General features: G+C 62.9%; 17 protein-coding genes. 12 read left to right on the top strand and 5 right to left on the bottom strand.

The genetic code is table 11. From position 1 onward, the window contains the following. Positions 1-33 precede the first annotated feature (33 nt). The 5 genes from FCS99_RS00390 to FCS99_RS00375 all read left to right on the top strand — a co-directional run bounded on the left by FCS99_RS00390 (position 34) and on the right by FCS99_RS00375 (position 2,738). Entirely contained in the window at positions 34-456 is a 423-nt protein-coding gene (locus FCS99_RS00390) for a hypothetical protein (RefSeq protein WP_138509415.1), read from the top strand. 54 nt (positions 457-510) lie between these two features. Beyond that, complete coding sequence (locus FCS99_RS00385; RefSeq protein ID WP_138509413.1) at positions 511-1,368, top strand: diacylglycerol/lipid kinase family protein; 858 nt, start codon at positions 511-513, stop codon at positions 1,366-1,368. After that, the gene (locus tag FCS99_RS00380; RefSeq protein ID WP_138509411.1) at positions 1,365-2,156 is read left to right on the top strand and encodes a metallophosphoesterase family protein; all 792 of its coding nucleotides are present in this window, start codon (positions 1,365-1,367) and stop codon (positions 2,154-2,156) included. Before FCS99_RS00385 ends, FCS99_RS00380 begins: the two co-directional genes overlap by 4 nt. 114 nt (positions 2,157-2,270) lie before the next feature. Beyond that, positions 2,271-2,411 carry a hypothetical protein gene (locus FCS99_RS16065; RefSeq protein ID WP_171036187.1) on the top strand — a complete coding sequence of 47 codons (141 nt, stop codon included), beginning with the start codon at positions 2,271-2,273 and terminating at the stop codon, positions 2,409-2,411. 30 nt (positions 2,412-2,441) lie between these two features. Next, complete coding sequence (locus FCS99_RS00375; RefSeq protein WP_138510520.1) at positions 2,442-2,738, top strand: GNAT family N-acetyltransferase; 297 nt, start codon at positions 2,442-2,444, stop codon at positions 2,736-2,738. Here FCS99_RS00375 and FCS99_RS00370 read toward each other — a convergent pair. Beyond that, positions 2,735-3,394: a Fe2+-dependent dioxygenase gene (locus FCS99_RS00370; protein ID WP_138509409.1), complete on the bottom strand. Its 660-nt coding sequence runs from the start codon at positions 3,392-3,394 to the stop codon at positions 2,735-2,737. The genes FCS99_RS00375 and FCS99_RS00370 overlap by 4 nt on opposite strands. 94 nt (positions 3,395-3,488) lie before the next feature. Here FCS99_RS00370 and FCS99_RS00365 point away from each other — a divergent pair, with 94 nt between their 5' ends. The 6 genes from FCS99_RS00365 (at position 3,489) to FCS99_RS00340 (ending at position 10,660) form a co-directional block, all read left to right on the top strand. Then, positions 3,489-4,370 carry a hypothetical protein gene (locus FCS99_RS00365; RefSeq protein WP_138509407.1) on the top strand — a complete coding sequence of 294 codons (882 nt, stop codon included), beginning with the start codon at positions 3,489-3,491 and terminating at the stop codon, positions 4,368-4,370. A gap of 209 nt (positions 4,371-4,579) precedes the next feature. Then, positions 4,580-4,963: a hypothetical protein gene (locus FCS99_RS00360; protein WP_138509405.1), complete on the top strand. Its 384-nt coding sequence runs from the start codon at positions 4,580-4,582 to the stop codon at positions 4,961-4,963. Between the two features lie 7 nt (positions 4,964-4,970). Beyond that, positions 4,971-6,647 (top strand): sensor histidine kinase, encoded by a 1,677-nt coding sequence (locus FCS99_RS00355; RefSeq protein ID WP_138509403.1) that lies wholly within the window; start codon positions 4,971-4,973, stop codon positions 6,645-6,647. Between the two features lie 65 nt (positions 6,648-6,712). Beyond that, positions 6,713-7,636: an oxygen-dependent tRNA uridine(34) hydroxylase TrhO gene (gene trhO / locus FCS99_RS00350; protein ID WP_138509401.1), complete on the top strand. Its 924-nt coding sequence runs from the start codon at positions 6,713-6,715 to the stop codon at positions 7,634-7,636. Further along, complete coding sequence (locus FCS99_RS00345) at positions 7,633-8,265, top strand: glutathione S-transferase (RefSeq protein WP_138509399.1); 633 nt, start codon at positions 7,633-7,635, stop codon at positions 8,263-8,265. The genes trhO and FCS99_RS00345 overlap by 4 nt, the downstream gene beginning before the upstream one ends. Before the next feature lie 178 nt (positions 8,266-8,443). After that, the gene (locus FCS99_RS00340; protein ID WP_138509397.1) at positions 8,444-10,660 is read left to right on the top strand and encodes a TonB-dependent receptor; all 2,217 of its coding nucleotides are present in this window, start codon (positions 8,444-8,446) and stop codon (positions 10,658-10,660) included. A gap of 231 nt (positions 10,661-10,891) precedes the next feature. Here the strand turns inward: FCS99_RS00340 and FCS99_RS00335 are convergent, their stop codons facing one another. From FCS99_RS00335 to FCS99_RS00325, 3 genes are all read right to left on the bottom strand, one after another. Then, complete coding sequence (locus FCS99_RS00335; RefSeq protein WP_138509395.1) at positions 10,892-12,706, bottom strand: flavin monoamine oxidase family protein; 1,815 nt, start codon at positions 12,704-12,706, stop codon at positions 10,892-10,894. Positions 12,707-12,877: 171 nt separating this feature from the next. Further along, entirely contained in the window at positions 12,878-16,096 is a 3,219-nt protein-coding gene (locus FCS99_RS00330; RefSeq protein WP_138509393.1) for an amidohydrolase family protein, read from the bottom strand. A gap of 109 nt (positions 16,097-16,205) precedes the next feature. Further along, on the bottom strand, positions 16,206-17,816 hold the full coding sequence (locus tag FCS99_RS00325; protein ID WP_138509391.1) for a SulP family inorganic anion transporter: 1,611 nt from the start codon (positions 17,814-17,816) through the stop codon (positions 16,206-16,208). 176 nt (positions 17,817-17,992) lie between these two features. Between FCS99_RS00325 and FCS99_RS00320 the strand changes: the two genes are divergently transcribed. After that, the gene (locus tag FCS99_RS00320; protein WP_138509389.1) at positions 17,993-19,525 is read left to right on the top strand and encodes an exopolysaccharide biosynthesis polyprenyl glycosylphosphotransferase; all 1,533 of its coding nucleotides are present in this window, start codon (positions 17,993-17,995) and stop codon (positions 19,523-19,525) included. 78 nt (positions 19,526-19,603) lie between these two features. Here the strand turns inward: FCS99_RS00320 and FCS99_RS00315 are convergent, their stop codons facing one another. Further along, positions 19,604-20,683, bottom strand: coding sequence for a GNAT family N-acetyltransferase (locus FCS99_RS00315; RefSeq protein ID WP_171036186.1), 1,080 nt, complete (start codon positions 20,681-20,683; stop codon positions 19,604-19,606). Positions 20,684-20,784 lie beyond the last annotated feature (101 nt).

The raw sequence follows: 20,784 nt of genomic DNA, 5'->3' as shown, positions 1-20,784 counted from the left end.
ACAGGATGATACGCGCCAGATGGGAGGCTTTCCATGCTCATCAAATTCACACAAGATCTGGGGCTCGCGCTGACCGGATTGGTCCTGCTGACCGCCCCTGCGGCCGCGCAAATCGACCTGATGGCCCAGCCACGTGAAGAGGCCGAAGCCGATGCGGCAGAACCGCGTACCGCCGCGGAAATCCTGCGGCAGATCGAGGCCCGCGACGATGTCCGCGCCACGCCAGTTGAACGGCGTGTCTACGCCTCCCCGACCACCAACATGTCCAATGGCACGCAAGGCCCCCGCTATTCCTGTGAACATGACAGTTCGGGCGAAGCGACGTCGTGCTGGTGCAACTGGAACAGCGATGCCAATGACTGCAAGGACATGATCCTGAATGCGCCCTGCGGGGAAAACGGCGCCTGGTGGACGTCCGATGTCGAGGGCGAGTACGGCTGCGACCGGCAGGACTAGGAATATATCGACCCGGCGCTTTGCCTGAGCGGCGAAACATGGTCACTTGGCCCCATGTCCGAACCGGGATCCCCAAGGCGGCTCGCCCTCATCGTAAACACGGCCTCCGGCCGTTTCGTGCGTGGCGATTCGGCCGCCCTGATCCGTTCGATCGAGAACCATGACACGGTCGAAACCGTCTGGCTGCTGGATGAGACCCGTCCGGAGCGAATTTCCGAGGCATTTGGCGAGGGGATCAACGGCCTGGCCATTGCCGGTGGGGACGGCACCATCCGCTCCGTCGCCGAAATGGTGCTGTCCTCCAAGACCGACTGCCCGCTCCTTCCCCTGCCGTTCGGGACCGCGAATATCCTGGTCAAACGGCTCTATGGAAACCGGGACGCCGTTGACCTTCTGGACCAGGCTGCAACCGCCCGGCCCCAGCCTTTCCGGCCCGGCCTGATGAATGGCTCGGTTTTTCTGGTCGCGGCCGCCCTGGGCTTTCCGTCGACCATGGCCCGGGCACGAGAAAGATTGCGGGAGTTCGACGGAGCGCCTCCGCTCCTGTCCTTCTCCAAGCGCCTGGCCGCCTCTGCCCGACAGGCCTTCTCACCCAGCATCCATTATCAGACCGACACATCCGGTCGCGGCCGCAAACGGGCCAGCGGCATCTATCTCGATCTGGCTGATCCGGATGCCGAGACGCTGCGCTTCATCGCCGTGAAATGGCGGGAAATGGGAGATGTCGCCCGGATGGGGTGGGCCTTCCTGTCCAATCCCGATCGTCTGCCGACTGGCAATATCCGGCATATCCGGGCCTCCGCCCGCAAGCCCATGGCCGCCATGCTCGACGGTGAACCCATTTACACGGACGCCAAGGTCGACATCCGGCGCGCTGATCATTCACTCCAATTCCTGTCGCCCGACTCATGACCCGTATCCTTCACATTGCCGATCTGCATTTCGGCACCGAACACCCCGGCCTGGTCGACGCCTTCGTACAGACCGCCCGGGACCTCTCGCCCGACCTGGTGGTCGCGGCTGGCGATTTCACGCAAGCAGGCCGCAAGCGGGAGTTCGACGCGGCGTCCCGCTTCTTTGCGCAGCTCGAGACACCGGTCGTCGGCATGCCCGGCAATCACGACACGCCCGTCCGCGCCCTGCATGAACGCTTCACCCGCCCCTGGCGCCGTTTTGAGTCCAGCCTGCGCCCCCACCTCAAGAGCCGGTTCTCGACCGACGGGCTGCGCGTGGAATGCCTGCTGACGGCCCGACGGGCCCAATGGCGGCCTGACTGGTCACTGGGCCGGGTGTCCCTGCCCGCCCTCGACCAGGCCCTCGCCCAACTCAACGACACCGAGGAAACAGGCGGACTGCGCGTTCTCGCCTGCCACCACCCGCTGCTGGCCCCGGGTGGAGCGCGCGGACGGGCCCGCACAGCCCGGGCCGAGGAAGCCGTCGAACGGACAGCCCGGGCCTGCGACCTGGTCCTGACCGGGCATTTGCACGAAACCTTTGCCGAATCCGTGACACACGATGACCGGACCTGCTGGTTTGTCGGGGCTGGGACGACTTTTTCCTTGCGCACGCGCGGCGAGCCGGCCGCTTTCAACTGCCTGGACTTCGACGGCGACCGCATCCGGATGACCGTCTTTGAAGCCCGGTCCATAGCCACAGGCTTTCAGGATGGCGCCATCCATGAACTTGCCCTTAGGGCCTGATCTGACCGGAACAAGAGGTCGAGCCATGCATTCCTGCAAGGCCGGGTCTTGGGTTTCGCCCTACCGCCCGGCCGGTCGAGTTCCGATCTGGTGTTTCCGAACAGGAGAAACACCATGCGCTGGACCGGATTGCTTTTATCGGTCGCCATTCTGGGGATCACGACCGCCCTTTTTGTATCCTTCGCCCCGGATAACGGGCATTCTTTGACCATTCGCAGTGCCGAAACCGGCCTGGAGTATTGGGAGGCGGTCTAGCCGGAACGGCAGGCCGGACGGGTCATGGATATCCAGATTTCGCTCGAAGAGACAGACAATAAGGGCCGCTATGTCGCGCGCATTGCCGGCATTGAGGCCGAGGGCGAGATGACCTTCAGCCGGATCAGTCCGACCCGGATCATCGTGGACCATACCGGCGTGCCCGACGCCCTGCGCGGCAAAGGCATTGCCCAGGCTCTCGCCCTTCACGTCGTCGCCGAGGCCCGCACCAAAGGGTTCACCATCGTGCCACTCTGCCCCTTCCTGAAGGCACAAGCCGACAAGAATCCCGACTGGTCCGATGTCATCGAGGGGGCGAAAGCCTAGTCTTCCGCCCACTGGCGGAGCAGGTTCGACTTGGTCTTCAGCAGGACGTCCAATTCCTCGGTTTTCCCGGATTTCTCGAACAAGCTGCGACAAACCCGGTCCAGGTCGAACAGGACCTCCCGCTGGTCCGGACGCCGGACCAGGCTGCGCACCCACCCCACCACGGCCAGACGCTCTCCGGACGTCACCTCTGAGACCCGATGCAGGGAGGCTGTTGGGTAGATCACGGCTTCACCGGGCGCGAGCTTGATCTCGGTTTCGCCCTCAACCCCTTCCATGACCAATTCGCCACCTTGATAGGTGTCGGGATCCGACAGGAAGAGCGTGAAGGAGAGATCCGCCCGGCGTCCGCCCATCAAGGCATCATCGACATGCCGGCCATACTCCATGCCCGTCGTGTAACGCGAGACCAGCATGCGGGTGACAGATTTGGGCTGGGCAAAACTGTTGAAAAGTGCATTCCGCTCCAGCGCCTTGCGAACCAGGCTCCGGATTGTGTCGATGCGGGGGCCGGCCTCGACCTGTTCATTGCGCTTCACTTCGCGGGCTGCCCAGCCCGCCGTCTTGCGGCCATCTGCATACTCGCTTTCCGCCGCCAGCTGCCGGAGCTGGGTGACCTCTTCCGGCGAACAAAGATTTTGCAGACACAACAGCATGAATTCACCTGCGACTAATTGTCATTTACCGAAAATGGGTTTAGGCGGTTTCCTACGTCCAACACAAGTCATGCCATCGGCAAGGGGAAGTTTCATGGGCATCAAACGTCGCACCCGTATCTGGACCACAGTCGGAACGGCCGCGCTGATCGGCGGTCTGGCAGCCTGTAGTGAACCGGCCGGTGAAGCCGGCGAGTCCGGCGGGGGCAGCACGGCGACGTCCGAACACGCCTCCGATACCGGCCATCAGGCCCCCTCCACACCCGCCTTCTCTGAAGGCGAGGGTGAAGGCGAAGGCGGTGGTGGCGGCGGTGAATTCGGGATCGACCCGGTCGCCGCAGAAACCGACCCGGTCGTGTACGGCATCGCGGTCGAAGTGATGCGCGCCCATTATCTGGCCGGGATCGATGCCTTCGAGGCCGGAGACCGGACCGCCGGCGCAGAAATGTTCGCCCACCCGATTTCCGAGATCTACATCGATTTCGAACCGGTGCTCGAACATCTCGGCGCCCCCCTCTTCGGCGAGACCATGAATGCGGCCGCCGTCGCGCCCTATTCCGGCGAAACCGATGCCGAAATCAGGGTCAAGGTCGAAACGGTGATCGACGCTCTGGACGAAGCGGAGTCTTACGCGCCGGACAGTGAGGCCAGTGCCGGCGCCGTGCATGCCCGAATTCTGTCGGACCTCGTGGAACGCGGTGCCTTGCAATACCGCGTGGCCGCCACCAATCCCCATGCCGGTGAGGCCTATCTGGATGGTTATGGGTTTGCCAAGGCGGCGGAACGCTATGCCGGACGTCACATGGCGGACATCACGGCGGCCGATACGGATCTGGCCGCCGACTTCATCGCCGTGATTGCCGACCTGCTGGCGGCTTTCCCCACGGCGCTGCGTCCCGACACGCTGACGGCAGATGCTGACGCTATCCTGGCCGCGTCCGATACGGTCAAGACCGGCGCCAACGCCCTCGACTGATCCCGGGGTGGGTGTGACGAGGCTCACACCCGAGCCCCGAGCACACGGACTAGCCTGCCCCCGGTGTCAAAGCTGGGGGTGGGCAAGTCCGGGCAGGCCTGATTCATATAATATGAATGCGCAATGCCCTGATCAGGAAATGTCCTAGTCTCCCCGATCAAGATGCCTGTTCCGGGCTCGACCCGGTGCTGGGGAAGGGTTGGGACGGAATGGACTATTTCAACATCAATAACTTCATGCCACATGGCATGTGTTACCTCTGGCGTCCGGAGCTCGTCGGCATGCATGTCATCGCCGACCTGGCGATCGCGCTGGCCTACTTCTCCATTCCCATCACCATTATTGTCTTCCTGCGACGGCTGGACCGACCGATCCCCTTCCGCTGGGCCTTCATCATGTTCGGGATTTTCATCCTGTTCTGCGGCATCAATCACATCATGAGCATCGTGGTGCTCTGGGTGCCTATCTATTACCTGGAAGGCATCCTGAAACTCATGACCGCCGCGGCCTCGGTTGCAACAGCCGTCCTGATGCTGCCCCTCCTGCCGGTCCTGATTGATCGGTTCACCCGTATCGAGCCCGAGCCGGACTGATCCCGCCATGACCGGTCCGCGCACTGATACCGCCAAGCTAACGCCCGACGAGCGATATGAAACGCTCACAGGACTTCTGGACGCTTACCGGACCCCGGTGACCATCATCCTGTTTGGCCTGATCGTGTCCCTGTCGCTGTTCTTTGCCACACTGGTCAATCAAAGCCGGGCGCAGGAACGCGAGTTTCGAAGAGCCGCGAATGTGGTGAGCCGTGAATTCGCGGGGGCTCTGGAACGCATGGCGGTGCAACTGGATGAGTATACGCGCGCCCTCGACGCCGGCCTGAGCCTTCCCGATGTCGAATCGGTATTTGCGGGTCCGGGTCTGCAGACCAGACCGCAACCCGGATATGTCGCCTACGACATCCCGTCCGCCGTTCTCGATTCCACCAACCCCGATCATGTGGCCGATGACGTAGCCCAGGCGCTCTATTCGAGCATGACCGGTGACCGGCTCAACACCGACAACCGGCTTGTCGCGCTCCCGGATGACACTCAGTCCGGCCTTCGGTTTGCGCTGGTCCGCGATCGCTCGCCGTCAACGCCTGCACGCGTGTTCATCGCCGCGCATGTGGAAAGCCTGCTTCCGCCCGATCGGGTCAATTCGCCGATCCTGTGGGTGATTGCCTCGATTCCGGGTCATGAGCCCGCGATCGCCCTGACCCGTCCAGCGGGCGAGGAGGCGCGTGAGCTGCCAGACATTTCAAGCCTGCTCAACGCCTCGCCCTTCCGCCTGCAATGGTCCGCGCCGGGGGCCTTCGAGGGGCTGGAACTGATCCTGGTGCCGCGCCGGTCCTTCCTCCTCCGCGTCGGCCCCCTTCCCTGGCTGGTCCTGGCCTTTTCCCTGTTCGCCACCATGACACTGGGTGCGCTTTCCCTGAAAGATGCGCGCCGTGCGGTCGACATCCGCATGGAGGTCAGGCGCAAGACGGTCGAACTCGAACGCAGCAAGGCGATTATCGAAGCGAAGAATCTCGACCTGGCCCGCTTCGCGGCCCACGCCTCCCATGACCTGCAAGCCCCCTTGCGGACCATGCAGGGCATGTCTTCCATCCTGATGAACCGGCATGCCGAGATGGACGATCACAGCCAGGACATGCTCAACCGGATCAATCGCGGGGCCGAGCGCGCCCAACGCTTGGTGCAGGACCTATTGACCTATACCCAGGCCGACACCGCGCAAATCAATCCGGAACCCGTCACCGCCGAAGAGTTGGCGCTCGAGATCGAGGAATTGCTCGAAGCCCCGTTACAGGAGAGCGGCGGCCAATTGGTCTGGGATTTCGACGCGCCTGTGATCGCAGACCGGTTCCTGCTCACCCGCGCCCTGCAGAATCTCGTGTCCAATGGGCTGAAATACCGCAGTGAGGCGCCCCCTCTGGTCCGCATCACGGCCAACCGCTCTGCGCGCGGCTCGACCCTCTGTGTGGAAGACAATGGCATCGGGATCGACCCCACCCATTTCACCCGCATTTTTGAAGTCTTCGAACGCCTGCATGGCCAGGCCGAGATTGAAGGGTCTGGTATCGGGCTGGCCCTGTGCCGCCGCGTCGCGGACCTTCATCAGGGCCGGATATGGCTCGAGTCGGAACCGGGTCAGGGCAGCCGCTTCTATCTTTTCATCCCTGAACCGCCTGCGGACACGCTGGAACAGCCGCAACGCCGAGCCTCCAACGATCGTTGAACAGACACAGCGATGACGGGCCGCTTCGGGATCGTTATACAGGCGCTCCGAAACGGGTACCTGACATGTCCGACTATCTCATTGCCGCCCTCTACAAGTTCACGCCCCTGACCGCCGATGCCGGCTTGCAGGCGCGCATCCACGAGGTCTGCGCGTCTCATGATGTCGCGGGCACGCTCCTTCTGGCCCCGGAAGGCATCAATGGCACGATCGCCGGCCCTGAAGCCGGACTGCGCGCGGTCCTGGCCTTCCTGCGAACCCTGCCGGGGTGCGCGGATCTGGAACACAAGGAAAGCCGCGCGACGGATCAGCCCTTCCTGCGCCTGAAAGTGCGGCTGAAGCGCGAGATCGTCACCATGGGCGTGCCCGGTATCGATCCCAATCAGACGGTCGGTACCTATGTGGAACCGGAAGACTGGAATGACCTGATCTCGGCGCCCGACGTCGTCACGATCGACACGCGCAATGATTATGAAGTGCGGATCGGACAGTTCGCCGGCGCTGTAGACCCCCAGACCACCACCTTCCGCGAATTCCCCGACTGGTTCCGCCGTTTTCGCGAAACCCGTCCCAATGCCCGGATCGCCATGTATTGCACCGGCGGCATCCGTTGCGAGAAGGCGACCGCCTTCGTGAAGGAAGAAGGCATCGAGGATGTCTTCCACCTCAAGGGCGGCATTCTGAAATATCTGGAAACCGTGCCCGCCGAGGACAGTCTGTGGGAAGGCGAGTGTTTTGTCTTCGACCGCCGCGTTTCGGTCGGCCATGGCCTGGTGGAGGGCGATCACACGCTCTGCCATGCCTGCCGCGAACCGCTGAGCGTTCAGGACCGGGCCTCACCGCTTTATGTCGAGGGCGAAACCTGCCCCTATTGCCATGACGATCGCGACGCCGCGCAACGACAGGGCTATGCAGAACGGCACCGCCAGGAGACCCTGGCGCGATCCCGCGGTGAACGCCATGTCGGCCGAAAGGTCACGCCGGAATGAGGCCGGACCGGCCCATTCTCTATTCCTTCCGCCGCTGCCCCTACGCCATGCGGGCCCGGCTGGCCCTGCATGCCAGCGGGTTGGATTTCGAGCATCGGGACATCCTGCTGCGCGACAAGCCGGCCTCCATGCTCGCCGCCTCGCCGAAAGGGACCGTGCCGGTCCTGATCCGCACGGATGGAAGCGTGCTGGAGGAGAGCCTGGATATCATGCACTGGGCGCTCGGCGAGCATGATCCGGAGCACTGGCTGGATGGGGATCCGGAAGAGGCCAACGCTCTGCTCCACCTGTGTGATGGACCGTTCAAGCATCATCTGGACCGATACAAGTATTCGACCCGCTATGAGGATGCCGATCCGGAGCATCACTTCAGTGCGGCTGTGGCCCTTCTGGGCGAGTTGGAGGCCCGTCTGGAGCGGCATGCGCAACTGACCGGTCCGGCGCCCCGCCTGCCCGACATCGCCCTCTTCCCTTTCATCCGGCAGTTTGCCAATGCGGACCGGTCGCGCTTCGACGCCCTGCCCCTGCCGGCCTTGCAGGCCTGGCTCGACGACCATCTCGGCTCGGACCGTTTCCGCACGATCATGAAAAAGCAGGCCCTGTGGCAGGATCCCCCCGTTCAGACCTGATAGCGTGCGGTTGCTGCGCTGCAACACTGCGACCGATTTCGCACCCGGTGCCCATTCTCGTGCTGTCATGAAACGGCAATATCCGGTAACGGAGCAAAATCTCTCACCGTGTCGCCGCGATCCAGCTCTTCCCGAACTGAAACGGCGCACCTTTGACTGATCCCCGAAAGGGACCTCCATGACCCGCTCCCCCCTCTCCCGCACGGCCCTGATCCGCTCCGGCGTCAGCGCCCTGGCCCTGTCGCTTGCTGCGACGCCCGTGGCTCTCGCCCAGGATGAAACCGCGCCTTCGACGGTCGAAACCATCATCGTCACGACGACCCGCCGTGAAGAAAACATCCAGGACATTGCCAATTCCGTGACCGCGTCTTCTGGCGCCGAGCTCGCCCCCTTCACCGAAGGTGGTGCGGACATCCTCTCCCTGGCCGCCCGCGTGCCGAGCCTCTACGCGGAAAGCTCCAATGGCCGCGTCGCGCCGCGCTTTTACATCCGGGGTCTGGGCAATACCGATTTCGACCTGGCCGCCTCGCAGCCGGTCTCGGTGATCATGGATGGTGTGGTGATGGAAAACGTCATCCTGAAATCCTTCCCGTTGTTCGACATCGCCCAGGCTGAAGTCGCTCGCGGCCCGCAAGGCACGCTGTTCGGCCGCAACACGACCGCCGGCACGATCTCCTTCACGTCCAACCGCCCGACCGAAGAGCTGGACGGCTACGCCCAGATCGCCGTCGGCACGCTGGGCACGATCAATGCCGAGGCCGCCTTCGGCGGTGCCATCCTGGACGACGTGCTGTCCGGCCGTCTCTCCCTGATGACGCAGAACCGGGAAGACTGGATCGACAATGGCTTCACAGGTGAAGACAATGTCATGGGCAGCCACCGCGAATGGGCGACCCGCGCCCAGCTCCTGTTCACGCCGACCGAAAACCTGGACGCCTTGTTCAACATTCACGGCCGTTCGCTGCGCGGCACGTCCGCCGTCTTCCGCGCCAATATCGTCGGCCCGGGCAATAATGATCTGAACGGCAATTTCGACCGCGACACGGTCTGGTTCGACAGCGCCTTCAACAACCCGCAGGCCTATGACAGCTGGGGTTCGAGCGCGACGGTCAATTACTACATGGATGGTCTGACCCTGACCTCGATCACTGCCGTGGAAACCGCCGAGGGCTACTCCCTGGGCGATATCGATGGCGGCAATCTGGTCACCGGTCCCGGCTTCATCCCCTTCCCGTCGGAAACCCAGGACGGGATCGATGAGCTGGACCAGTTCACGCAGGAAATCCGCCTCGCTTCGGCGGACGACCAGCCGACGACCTGGCAGGTCGGGGCCTATTATTTCGACAGCCAGTTCAACATCACCACGGTCGGCCCGAATGGCGGCTTTCCGCCGTCCACCACGGTGCGTCACAAGAACCAGCTCTGGTCCGTCTTCGCCCAGGCCAGCCACCAGCTGACCGACCGCCTGGAAGTGTCCGGCGGCGTCCGCTTCACCAATGACGAGAAGTTCATGACGGGCATCGTCACCAACTTCCCGGTCCAGCCGGTGTCGGTGGAAGACGAGCAGGTCAGCTGGGACCTCTCGGCCTATTACGATCTGGATGACCGCCAGGCCGTCTTCGCCCGGATTGCCCGCGGTTTCCGCGGCCCGTCGATCCAGGCGCGTGACGTGGCCTTCTTCAATCCGCCGTCCGTGGCCGACAGCGAAACCTCGATCTCCTACGAGATCGGCTACAAGTCTGAGCCCTTCGATGGCCGGGCCCGTTTCAACGCGACTGCCTTCTACTACCAGGTCGACGATCTGCAGCTGTCCGCCGTCGGCGGCGGCGGAAATCTGGTCCAGCTGGTCAATGCGGATCGCGGTGTCGGCTATGGTATCGAGATCGACAGTGAATTCGTCGTCACCGACAATCTCTTCGTGACAGCCGGCTTCTCCTGGAACGAGACCGAACTCCAGGACAACCTGCTCGAAGTCGGTGTCTGCGCCCAGTGCACCGTGTTGGACCCGGATGCGGACAATGACGGCTTCCACGAAGTCGACGGCAATCCCTTCCCGCAGGCACCGGACATGATCCTGTCCTTCACCGCCCGCTATTCCATCCCGGCCGGAGAAAATGGCGAATGGTTCGCCTATACCGACTGGTTCTACCAGGGCCACACCAACCTCTTCCTCTATGAGTCCGAGGAATTCTATTCCGACGGCAATTTCGAAGGCGGTCTGCGTCTGGGCTATGCGGGCACCAGCGAGGCCGGTCGCGATTACGAGGCGGCCCTGTTCGTGCGCAATATCACGGATGAGGAAAACCTCGTCGGCGGGATCGACTTCAACAACAATACCGGCTTCGTCAACGAGCCGCGCATTATCGGCCTGTCCTTCCGCTCCACGCTGAACTGACGGTCGGAAAAAAGGTTAATGAAAGAAAAGCCCCGGGTGGAAAACCCGGGGCTTTTTTTATTCAGTGCAATTTCGGGGTGAGGATGACACACAGGGATTATGAAGACACCGGAGCTTTGATCCCCCTCGCGCTCCGGAGACCCCATGAAATCCGGCCGTCTTCAGCCGGCATTCGATCCCCCCGAATGAGTGAAGGGCGCCCCTCCCCCGGGCGCCCTTCTTTCATTTGGGCTATTGCGCCGGAGTCAGCTCGGCGGACTTCGAAGCCGGGCTTGGCGACCCGCCATCCCCACACGGACAGATCAGCGGGTACGCGGCTGTATCAGCAATTGTGGTCAGTCCCAGATAGTCGACCAGAACGGATTCCGCCGTACAGAAAGCCCCCTCAACCCAGGCCTGGTCATTGGAGAAGGCCGAACCGACCAGGTAGACCGGGCCAGAGCTCGCCCCGGCCAGCAATGCCGGCGCGCGGACAGAATTCATCACCGCGCAGATGTCATATTCGGCTGCCCAAGCATGATACCCCGCGCCAAACGGGTTCAAGCCCCAATCCATGAAGACGGTTTCCAGCGGCTGCGGGATTTGCCAGGCGGCGTCCGGATCATTGAAATGCACCTTGGCCAGCTGCAGCAGGAGCATGCGTTCCATCGCCTCCGGTGCCTTGCGACCGCCCTGCAGCGCCTGCAGGTCCTCACTGACCGGCAGGGTGCGGCGCTGGTCGAGTGGCAATTCCATACCACGCCAGAACCCATCAAACCGCATGTCGTCATAGGAGGCCAGCAGGCCATAGACAGGCGTGCCGTCACCCGATGGCGCATTATTCCCGAAGTAGTAGATCTGGCGTAGCGGGATATCGGTGATGGTCGGTCCGAACACATTGCTGTCGCCTTGCGAGCTCACCAGTTTGGGCGGGTATTTGGCCGTCTCCCACCAGGGCGTGTCGAAGAACATGGCCACCTTGTAGGAAGGCTGTTCGATCACGGCCTGGAGATTGTTCTGCACGGCCTGCGCGTTCAGGAAGTCGAGCTTGCCGGTCATGTCGGCATAGCGTGTGGCGCGCGCCACCAGCTCCACGCTTTTAGGCGGCATGGCGAGAAAGGCATGGTCGGTCGACTGGGCCGGTCCATCCGCATGGTCCGGATCACTGGCGGGTGCCGTGCAATAGGTCGGCACATCATTCTCCAGCCAGATGGAATGCAGGCGTCGTCCTTGCGTCAGGGTGAAGCCGATCCCTGCTGCGGACGCCGCGGACTGGGCCGCGCTGAACAATGCCGAGAACAGGCTGGAATAGCCGGTCTTGAGGGTCTTGAAGGCGCCGCCGGGCGCGAACTCCCCGTTGTAAATGGCCGCATCGGCGGCATTCCAGTTGATCACATTGGAGGAATAGCCACCGGCATCGGCGGCGTAAGCATACCCCTCATTCCCGGCCTGATCGTAGAAGAAGTTCCAATAGCCGATATTCGAGACCGTATCCCCCGCCCCGAACACGAAGGAATTGGTGGTATCCGGCAGTACGCCGGATGAATAGAACTGGCATTGCTCCGCCCGGGTTTGCGGATTGGCGCCAGAGGTCATCAGCGCCGAGATATTCCCGAACAGTACATCGGCCGGCTGCGCATTATTGCCCGGCGTATTGTAGGGCGCGACGAAACCGTCCACGCCCAGATCCTCTTGATAGAAGTTGACGCCACGAAGATAAAAAGCGGGGTTGTCTGTGGTCAGGAAGGGCACCACATCCGCGTCCAGTCCCAGGGCCGCAATCGTCTTGGTGACCAGCTGATGCCCTTCGCCCGGATTGCTCTCGGACCATTCCAGATAGCGCATCCCGCCGATCTCGATATAGGAATTGCCCGCATCTCCCTGATAGTGGTGCGTGCAAATCCGGCCCGCAGGAAGCCGCGTTCCGCCATCGCCCGCCGCAAAACTATATTGTCCCCACTCCACCAGTTCGATCGCATCACCGGCTGCCAGCTTGCCACTGCTCGCCAGCCGCCAAGCGGTATAGAGGCCGCCAGGCCCCGCTCCAAAAATCGTGTAACGCGCCATGACTTCCTCCCGTTCGGGCGCTCCGGATCAAACGCCCGGGCCCCATTTTCAAGCAATCCATCTTAAGTTGTTCAGTGACAATACCCAAGCTTAAAGCGTTTCACACAGCCAAGAAAAAGCCCCGGGACCTTCAGGCCCCGGGGCGTTTCCATCAGACAAGGTCAAAAGACGCTATTCCCAGAAATAGGGAGCGCGGCCGCCCTCACCCGTGACGACTTCCTGCATGCCGTCCGCCTCGTAGAGACGGCCATTGAGCATGACGTACTCGATCTCGTCAGTGTTTCCGATGTCATCGAGCGGGTTCTCCCGCATGATCACCAGGTCAGCCAGCTTGCCAGCTTCCAGCGAGCCGAGATCCTGGTCGAAACCGAGATGACGGGCCGGCATGACCGTGGCGGTCATCAGGGCTTCCAGCGGCGAGAACCCGCCCCGCACGAAGGACCACATCTCCCAGTGAGCAGCGAGGCCTTCCTGCTGGCCATGGGCCCCGATGGACACATCAACACCACGTTCGAACAGCATGTGAGCCGTGCGGGCATTGTCGTCATCGACAAAGTCCTCTTCCGGTGCCGTGGTGCGGCGGACCGAGCCGGCCTGCAGGATGCGCGGAGGCACATTCTGCGACAGGATCGGGTGCTCCCAGACATTCATGGCCTGGCGCCAATACGGGTCACCGGCAAGCCCGCCATACGTCACCGTCAGGGTCGGCGTGTAGGCAACGTCGGTCTGCGAATACATCTGCAGCACATCTTCATAGATCATCGCTGTCGGCAGGTTGTGTTCGATGGACGTATTGCCATCGGCCACCATGGCCATGTCCATATGATAGTTGGATCCGCCTTCAGCGACTACTTCCAGACCCGCTTCGATCGAGGCGGCGACAACCTGCTGGCGCTGGTTCCGGCGCGGCTGGTTGTAGTTCTTGATCGAGTGCGCCCCCTGGGAAGCCAGACGGAAGACGTGTTCCTGGGCATCCTCATAGGAGTTGATCTCGGCATAGACCGACGCGGCCCGCGCGCCATAAACGATCTCGCCTGTGGAATAGATGCGCGGAGCCAGAAGCAGACCGGCCCGCTGGTATTCCCCGGCCGTGAAGATATGGCTCGCCCGGCTGGACGGGTCATGGATTGTGGTCACACCCAGCGCCAGGTGCGCCAGGACCGACCAGTTCTGCTCGGGCACCAGATCGCCGGTTCCCTGCGGGCCATGGGCATGGGCATCGATGAAGCCCGGCGTGATCGTCATGCCGCTGGCATCCACGGTGCGGGTGCCTTCGGGGATCTCGATATCCGTGCCGACGGCCTCGATCCGGTTGCCATTGATCAGGATGGTCCCGTTCTCGATCACACCGCCTTCATCATCCGCCATTGTGATGATGCGGGCGCCCGTGATCGCCGTCAGACCGGTCGGACGGTCCGCCGTCGCCGAGATGGAAATGCTGACCCCGTGCTCTGGCGGCGAGTAGTCATTCTCACCGGTCGGATCGGGTCGGAAATCGGCCACCGTGGCGGTGAAGAATTCCGGGCCCATCGACCAGTGCAGCGTGTCACCGGACTGGTTCCAATGGAAATAGGTCGCGCCATTGCCCGACACTTCCACCGTCGGCAGGGCCGAACCGCCGGCACCGCCCGCCACAGATTGCGGTCCCGGCAGGACCGGCATGACAAAGACGTCGTAATTCTGGCGGAAGGCGACATGCGCGCCATCGGGAGCCATCTGGTATTCCGTCACCAAGTCGCCGGTGACATGGGTCCGCTCTTCATGACCGTTCAGATCGACGGAGACCAGGCTGGCACCATTGCCGCCCCGGGTGAAATAGATCCGGTCGTTGGATGCGGCAAAGTGCGGCAGGGAACCGCCATCGGTGACCTGGACCATCTCGCCTCCATCCGCATCGACGCGGAAAATGCCGGTCGTCTCGGACCATTCCGGCGCCGTCAGATAGCCACCGGACCCCTTCTCGAAGACGATCATGTCGCCATCCGGCGAGAAGCGCGGATTGGCGTAATGGCCCGGCTCAGACGTGATGGTGCGTTCGCGGCCACCCCGTGCGGAAATCGTGCGGATCGAACCCAATTCCTCGTCGTCCCAGGCCACGAAGGCGATCGTGCGGCCATCCGGCGACCAGGTCGGCGTGATCTCGCGCCGCTCCCCGGCTTCGGCCCGGGTCAGACGGCGCGCATCACTGCCCTCCGCGTCAGCGACCCAGAGAACACCCAGGCTTTCAAACACGATGCGGGACCCGTCGGGCGAGGCCGTGGCAAAGCGCGGCATGCGGGTGGAGAACTCATCCGGCGCCACTTCAACCTGCGGGCGGGGCGGATCGATCACATCGCGTGTATCATTGACCTCGAAGGGAATATTGGTGACGTCACCGCTGGCCAGGTCCACCGACTGGATACCGCCATCGGCCCAGTACACAATGGCGGAACTGTCCGGCAGCCAGTCCATGTTCGGATAGACACCCGTCACACCCCAGGTTTCCTGCATGTCCTGATCAACTTCCTCGACCAGGCGACGCTCTTCGCCGGATTGCAGGTCCTTGATCCACAGGCCGGACTGGATCCGGTCACGGCGAATGAAAGCCATGTAGCGGCCGTCCGGCGACGGAGCCGGGCGCACGGCGCCACCCGCCCCCTCGACAACCGTGTCGATCTCACCCGTCTCCATGTCATAGCGACGGATGTTGAACAGCTCGGTGTTGGAGTCCTGGGCGTAGATGAAGGTGTTACCCGGCGTCACATTCTGGGTGTAGTAGACGTAGCGGCCGTCCGGCGAGAAGATCGGCTCGCCCAACTCCTTCTGGAAGTTCTCATTGGGACGTTCGACCAGCTGTACCCCATTGCCGCCCAGCACGTGATAGAGCCAGATTTCGCCGGTCCCGGCCGAACGGGTCGTGGTGAAGTGCTTGCGTGCGGCGATATAGCGGCCCGACGGATGCCAGGTCGGATTATTGAGCAGTCGGAAGCTTTCCTGGGTGACCTGGCGGGCGTTGGACCCATCCGTGTTCATGATCCAGATATTGTCCCCGCCCCCGCGATCCGAGGTAAAGGCGATCTGTGACCCATCCGGAGAGAAGCGGGGCTGGATTTCCCAGGGCAAGCCGGACGATATATTGGTCGCGGTGCCCCCCGTGATGGGCATGGTGTAGATGTCACCGAGCATGTCGAAGGCGATCGTCTGACCGTCCGGGCTGACGTCCAGCGACATCCAGGTGCCTTCGGTCACATTGATGGGAATCGCGCGCGTCGGAAGCGGCGGATTCGCGACATCCCATTCCGTGGTGCTGGAATCGCTCTCAGCAGCGGCATCCGCCTCGTCCTGCAAGGCCCAGCCGGGCGCTGAGGCCAGGATGGTAGAAGCGGCGAGCGTGGCAAAAAATCGGGTCATGTTTCTCCCCCAAAGGATTGGTGGGAGGAGCATAAAGTCCCGCCAAGCTGGCGACAAACTTACCTTTCCGTGAGATCGCGGTTTTACCGCGCGACCCTGTCCGGGCGGATCAGTGCGATCCGCCCATGCGTCCGGTGCGGATCTGGTAGTCCACCGCCAGCCCGTAGGCCGGATCATCATCACTGTCGATCATCAGCTGACCGGCCTTCGACAGGAGTTTGTGACAGTCGCGGCTGAGATGACGCAATTCCAGGCGCTTGCCCGCGGCTTCATACTTGGCGGCCAGATCTTCGATCGCTTGCAGGGCCGACTGGTCGACCACACGGCTTTCGGCGAAATCGACGACGACACGGTCCGGATCCTCTTCCGGCTGGAACAATTCCATGAAGCTGGCCGTCGAGCCGAAGAAAAGCGGGCCCTCCATCTTGTACACCATCTCGCCGTCCTTGCCGGCCTCCTGGCGGGCATGGATGCGCGACGCCGCATTCCAAGCATAGACCAAGGCCGAGACGATCACGCCCACGATGACCGCGATGGCGAGGTCGGCATAGACGGTGACGCCGGTCACCAGAATGATCACGAAAGCATCCGACCGCGGGATCCGGGTCAGGATGCTCAGACTCTGCCAGGCGAAGGTCCCGATCACGACCATGAACATCACGCCGATCAGGGCGGCCAGCGGAATGAGTTCGATCACGCTGGACCCGACCAGGATGAAGGCCAGCAGGAAGAGTGCGGCGGAGACGCCAGCAAGTCGCAGGCGCCCGCCGGATTTCACATTGATCATCGACTGGCCGATCATGGCGCAGCCACCCATGCCACCAAAGAAGCCGGTGACCAGATTGGCCACGCCCTGGGCCACGCACTCCTGCGAGGCGCCGCCCCGGCGGCCGGTGATCTCGCCCACCAGGTTCAGGGTCAGCAGGCTCTCGATCAGGCCAATCGCCGACAGGATGAAGGCGTAGGGCAGGATGATTTCCAGGGTTTCCAGGTTCAGCGGCACCATGGGCAGGTGGAATTCGGGCAGTCCGCCCTGGATCGAAGCCAGATCCCCCACGCGCGGGACCGGCAGATCGAACCCGATCACCAGGGCGGCGACGACGCCGATCGCGACCAGCGGCGCCGGCACGACTTTGGTGATCTTGGGCACAACCCAGATCAGCCCCATGGTCAGCGCGACCAGGCCCAGCGTCAGCATCAGCGGCCAGCCGGTCATCCAGACATGTTCCCCGGCATCATTGACGACGCGGAACTGTTCCAGCTGGGCCAGGCCGATCACGATCGCCAGACCGTTCACAAAGCCCAGCATGACCGGGTGCGGGACCATGCGGATGAACTTGCCGAGGCGGAACACGCCGGCGCCGATCTGGATCACCCCCATCAGGATGACCGTGGCAAACAGGTATTCGATCCCGTGTTCCGCGACCAGATGCACCATGACAACCGCCAGGGCGCCGGTAGCGCCCGAGATCATCCCGCGACGCCCGCCCACCAGGGCCGTGATCAATCCGACGATGAAAGCGGCATAGAGACCGGCCAGCGGCGGCACGCCCGCAACAAAGGCAAAGGCCACAGCCTCCGGCACCAGGGCCAGGGCCACGGTCAGTCCGGCCAGAATTTCGATCCGGATCCGTCCCGGCGTCAGCGGCGGCAATTCGCCCCGGTCGCCGATACTCGTGGCAAGGCGTTCCGTGAAGGCGGCAAGGGATGTCCGGATCATGTCGTCTACCTGTCTGCTGGGCGGCCACCGCCTCATATGCTGCATCGCAACAGATGGCCAGTCTTGCACCGCATTTGGTCCTGAAAAGCCTTTGTTTGGCGTTCGTTAACCACGCTTTTCAACGAAATCTTTGACCTGGTGTGCGCATCCTACCCTATCTTCGATGGGGATGTGACGTGGACTTTTCCAACTCGACACAGTCAAAAGCGACCGGCCCGGCCAATGATACCAGTGAGGTTCAGCGCCCGGTGATCGGCAACAAGGCGGCCAAGACGCGCGCGGACATGCGGGCACAAGCCCGCGCGCCGCAGAACCGGGTCAACCGCAAGGCACTCGGTCATATCCTTCAATCCGTCGACATCTTCGTGACGCTGATTTTGGCCGCCGCTGGCTCCTATGCCTTGTCGGGCGGACAGGTGGCAGATGTCGCAGCCGGCGAATTGCTGCCCGTCCTGATCTTCGCCGTTCTGGCACCGGTCACCATGATGATGCTCCGCCTGTACAAGGTGGAGCCGCGCGAAATGGCGGCCTTCCGCATGATGCGGGCCTTCATCGCCACCGGACTGGCTGGATCCGCTGCGATCGGCCTCGCCATGCTGACGGCGCCCCGCGCGACCGACCTGGTGGCCATGTTCGCCGTGACCGCGGTCGGCGCGCTGACCCTGCTTCATGTCATCTATGCCGGCTTCATTGCCCACTGGGCCAAGGCGGGACGTCTGGCTCGGAATGTCGTGCTGGTCGGCGCCACGCCGAATGCGCGCAAGCTGATCAAGGCCAATGCCGGATCGGGCACGGTGAATGTTGTGGGCATTTTCGACGACCGCAAATCCCGATCGCCTTCGGCCCTGGGCGGCGCCCCTTATCTGGGCGACACGAATGACCTTTTGAGCTGGCCGCTACTGCACGAAGTCGACCGCATCATCCTGACGGTCACGCCAAAGGCGGAACAGCGGGTTCAGATGCTGCTCGCCAAGCTGCGCACCCTGCCCCATTCGGTCTGCCTCCTGCTGGACCTCGACCAGTTCGACCCGGCAGCCACCTCGCTGGACGATATCGTCGGTGTCCAGGCGGCCCGCATGAGCGGCGAGGAAGAAAAATTCGGCCATCTGCTGGCCAAGCGCCTGCAGGATATGGTCATCGGATCGGTCATGTTTGTGGCCGCCCTGCCCGTCATGGCCCTGATCGCCCTGGCGGTGAAACTGACCAGTCCGGGCCCGGTCCTGTTCCGCCAGGTCCGCGAAGGCTTCAATGGCCGTCCGATCGAAGTGCTGAAATTCCGGACCATGCGGCACGACCCGAAGTCGACTGTTGGCCCGGTCCGCCAGGTTGAGCGGGATGATCCGCGCGTTACTGCCGTCGGCAAATTCCTGCGCCTGAGCTCGCTGGATGAGCTGCCGCAATTGTGGAATGTGCTGACGGGCGAAATGTCCCTGGTGGGTCCGCGTCCGCATGCGCCCTCCATGCGCACGGGCGGTGCCGAAACGGCGAGCCTGGTGTCCGAATACGCCCACCGTCACCGCGTCAAACCGGGGCTGACGGGCTGGGCCCAGGTCAATGGGTCCCGCGGGCCTCTGCATACGCCGGAAGCCGCACGCGAACGCATCCGCTGGGATCTGGCCTACATCGCCAAGTCGAATTTCTGGTTCGATCTGTGGATCATGATCCGCACCCTGCCCGCCCTGATGGGGGACAAGATCAATATCCGCTGAGCGTGGGGACGCTTGAAGAAAAAGCCGGTCGGGGATCGCCCCGGCCGGCTTTTTTGTGCTGGCTGTCTCGACCCCGGATCAGGCGGCGTAGAAGCCCGCCAGCCGGTCGATCTTGCGCATCGCCTTGCCGGTCAAGCGCGACAGGGCGCTTTGCGGCTCGCCATCCAGACGGCGAACCAGCGCCGCCGAACCATCCCGCAACAAACCCATCACGGACGGGTTCGAGAAATGCCCGGCAGCAATGCCGATCTGATAGCTCGACAAATCCTTCTTGAAGCGAAAATCACCCGGCCCCAGCTCGATGGCGGACAGGCCCAGGCTGGCGCAGGTTCGCGCCGTCTCGACCAGCATGAGCAGACCCGGGCTGACCTGGTTGTAGTCCCGGTCAAAGGCCGGGAACCAGAACTGGCACTGCCGGTGTGAACTCATCCCGACATGCACCGCAGCAATCTTGCCGTCGATCTGCAGGGTCGAGCACATGCCGGAGAAATGATCGCTCTCCCGCTTCAGGACCGCTTGCAGCAAGCGGCGCGTCCACGCCACGGAGAACACGTCGAACACACCGGTTTCAGCGTATTGGGCACGCTTCCAGGCGATCATTGCCTCCAGCGCTTCGGGCCGGTTGTCGGCCATGACGAAAGCATGATCATCGGAAATCTTCTCAAGCCGGTTATAGCGCGTACGGACATTGCGCATCGCCTTGGCTTCAACGGATTTCCGGTTCTCATACCAGGCATCGAACCCGTCGCTGAGATCGATCATCCAGGATCCTTCTGTGGAGTCAGTATGCTCACGGAAGGCGGGCTGGCTGGCCAGGGCGGCATGGAAGTCGAACACAGGAATGTGGGCGGCTTTCAGGGCCGCAGCCAGATCCACCGGCCAGTCCGGCTCGGCGATCACGCCCTGGACATCGCCCAGGGGACCGGCCAGCGGACGGGCATAACCGAAATGACCGGTCTGTATCGGCAGAAAGGCCTTGATCGCGCCCGCGTCGCGCATGACCAGCACGCGCGTATCACTGCGGGCCTCTTCACAGCACTCGGCAAATTCGTAGGTAAAATAAGGACTTCCCAGAGCCGGGTCCGCATCCGTGAACGCGCGCCAAGCCTCCCGCTCGGCCGTGGTGAGCGCACTGGGTTTCTTCAACTCGACTTGCATGACCGGTGTCCCGCAATTTCCCCTCAGCCTGCAGGATAGCGCCAACGCCTTAGCATCACGTTTACGGACCTGCGGCGGCACAGCCCATCCCCTGCCGGGCG

The organism is Maricaulis alexandrii, assembly GCF_005871165.1.
Taxonomy (GTDB): Bacteria; Pseudomonadota; Alphaproteobacteria; order Caulobacterales; family Maricaulaceae; genus Maricaulis; species Maricaulis alexandrii.
Note: the sequence above shows the minus strand (reverse complement) of the source record. Positions and strands in the feature narration are given on the sequence as shown.

Bases quoted from the DNA above. Each gene is read 5' to 3' on its own strand.
- FCS99_RS00345 (WP_138509399.1), top strand. From the start codon at position 7,633: ATGAGGCCGGACCGGCCCATTCTCTATTCCTTCCGCCGCTGCCCCTAC.
- FCS99_RS00330 (WP_138509393.1), bottom strand. From the start codon at position 16,096: ATGACCCGATTTTTTGCCACGCTCGCCGCTTCTACCATCCTGGCCTCA.
- FCS99_RS00340 (WP_138509397.1), top strand. From the start codon at position 8,444: ATGACCCGCTCCCCCCTCTCCCGCACGGCCCTGATCCGCTCCGGCGTC.
- FCS99_RS00365 (WP_138509407.1), top strand. From the start codon at position 3,489: ATGGGCATCAAACGTCGCACCCGTATCTGGACCACAGTCGGAACGGCC.
- FCS99_RS00385 (WP_138509413.1), top strand. From the start codon at position 511: ATGTCCGAACCGGGATCCCCAAGGCGGCTCGCCCTCATCGTAAACACG.
- FCS99_RS00360 (WP_138509405.1), top strand. From the start codon at position 4,580: ATGGACTATTTCAACATCAATAACTTCATGCCACATGGCATGTGTTAC.
- FCS99_RS00370 (WP_138509409.1), bottom strand. From the start codon at position 3,394: ATGCTGTTGTGTCTGCAAAATCTTTGTTCGCCGGAAGAGGTCACCCAG.
- FCS99_RS00380 (WP_138509411.1), top strand. From the start codon at position 1,365: ATGACCCGTATCCTTCACATTGCCGATCTGCATTTCGGCACCGAACAC.
- trhO (WP_138509401.1), top strand. From the start codon at position 6,713: ATGTCCGACTATCTCATTGCCGCCCTCTACAAGTTCACGCCCCTGACC.
- FCS99_RS00325 (WP_138509391.1), bottom strand. From the start codon at position 17,816: ATGATCCGGACATCCCTTGCCGCCTTCACGGAACGCCTTGCCACGAGT.
- FCS99_RS16065 (WP_171036187.1), top strand. From the start codon at position 2,271: ATGCGCTGGACCGGATTGCTTTTATCGGTCGCCATTCTGGGGATCACG.
- FCS99_RS00335 (WP_138509395.1), bottom strand. From the start codon at position 12,706: ATGGCGCGTTACACGATTTTTGGAGCGGGGCCTGGCGGCCTCTATACC.
- FCS99_RS00315 (WP_171036186.1), bottom strand. From the start codon at position 20,683: ATGCAAGTCGAGTTGAAGAAACCCAGTGCGCTCACCACGGCCGAGCGG.
- FCS99_RS00390 (WP_138509415.1), top strand. From the start codon at position 34: ATGCTCATCAAATTCACACAAGATCTGGGGCTCGCGCTGACCGGATTG.
- FCS99_RS00355 (WP_138509403.1), top strand. From the start codon at position 4,971: ATGACCGGTCCGCGCACTGATACCGCCAAGCTAACGCCCGACGAGCGA.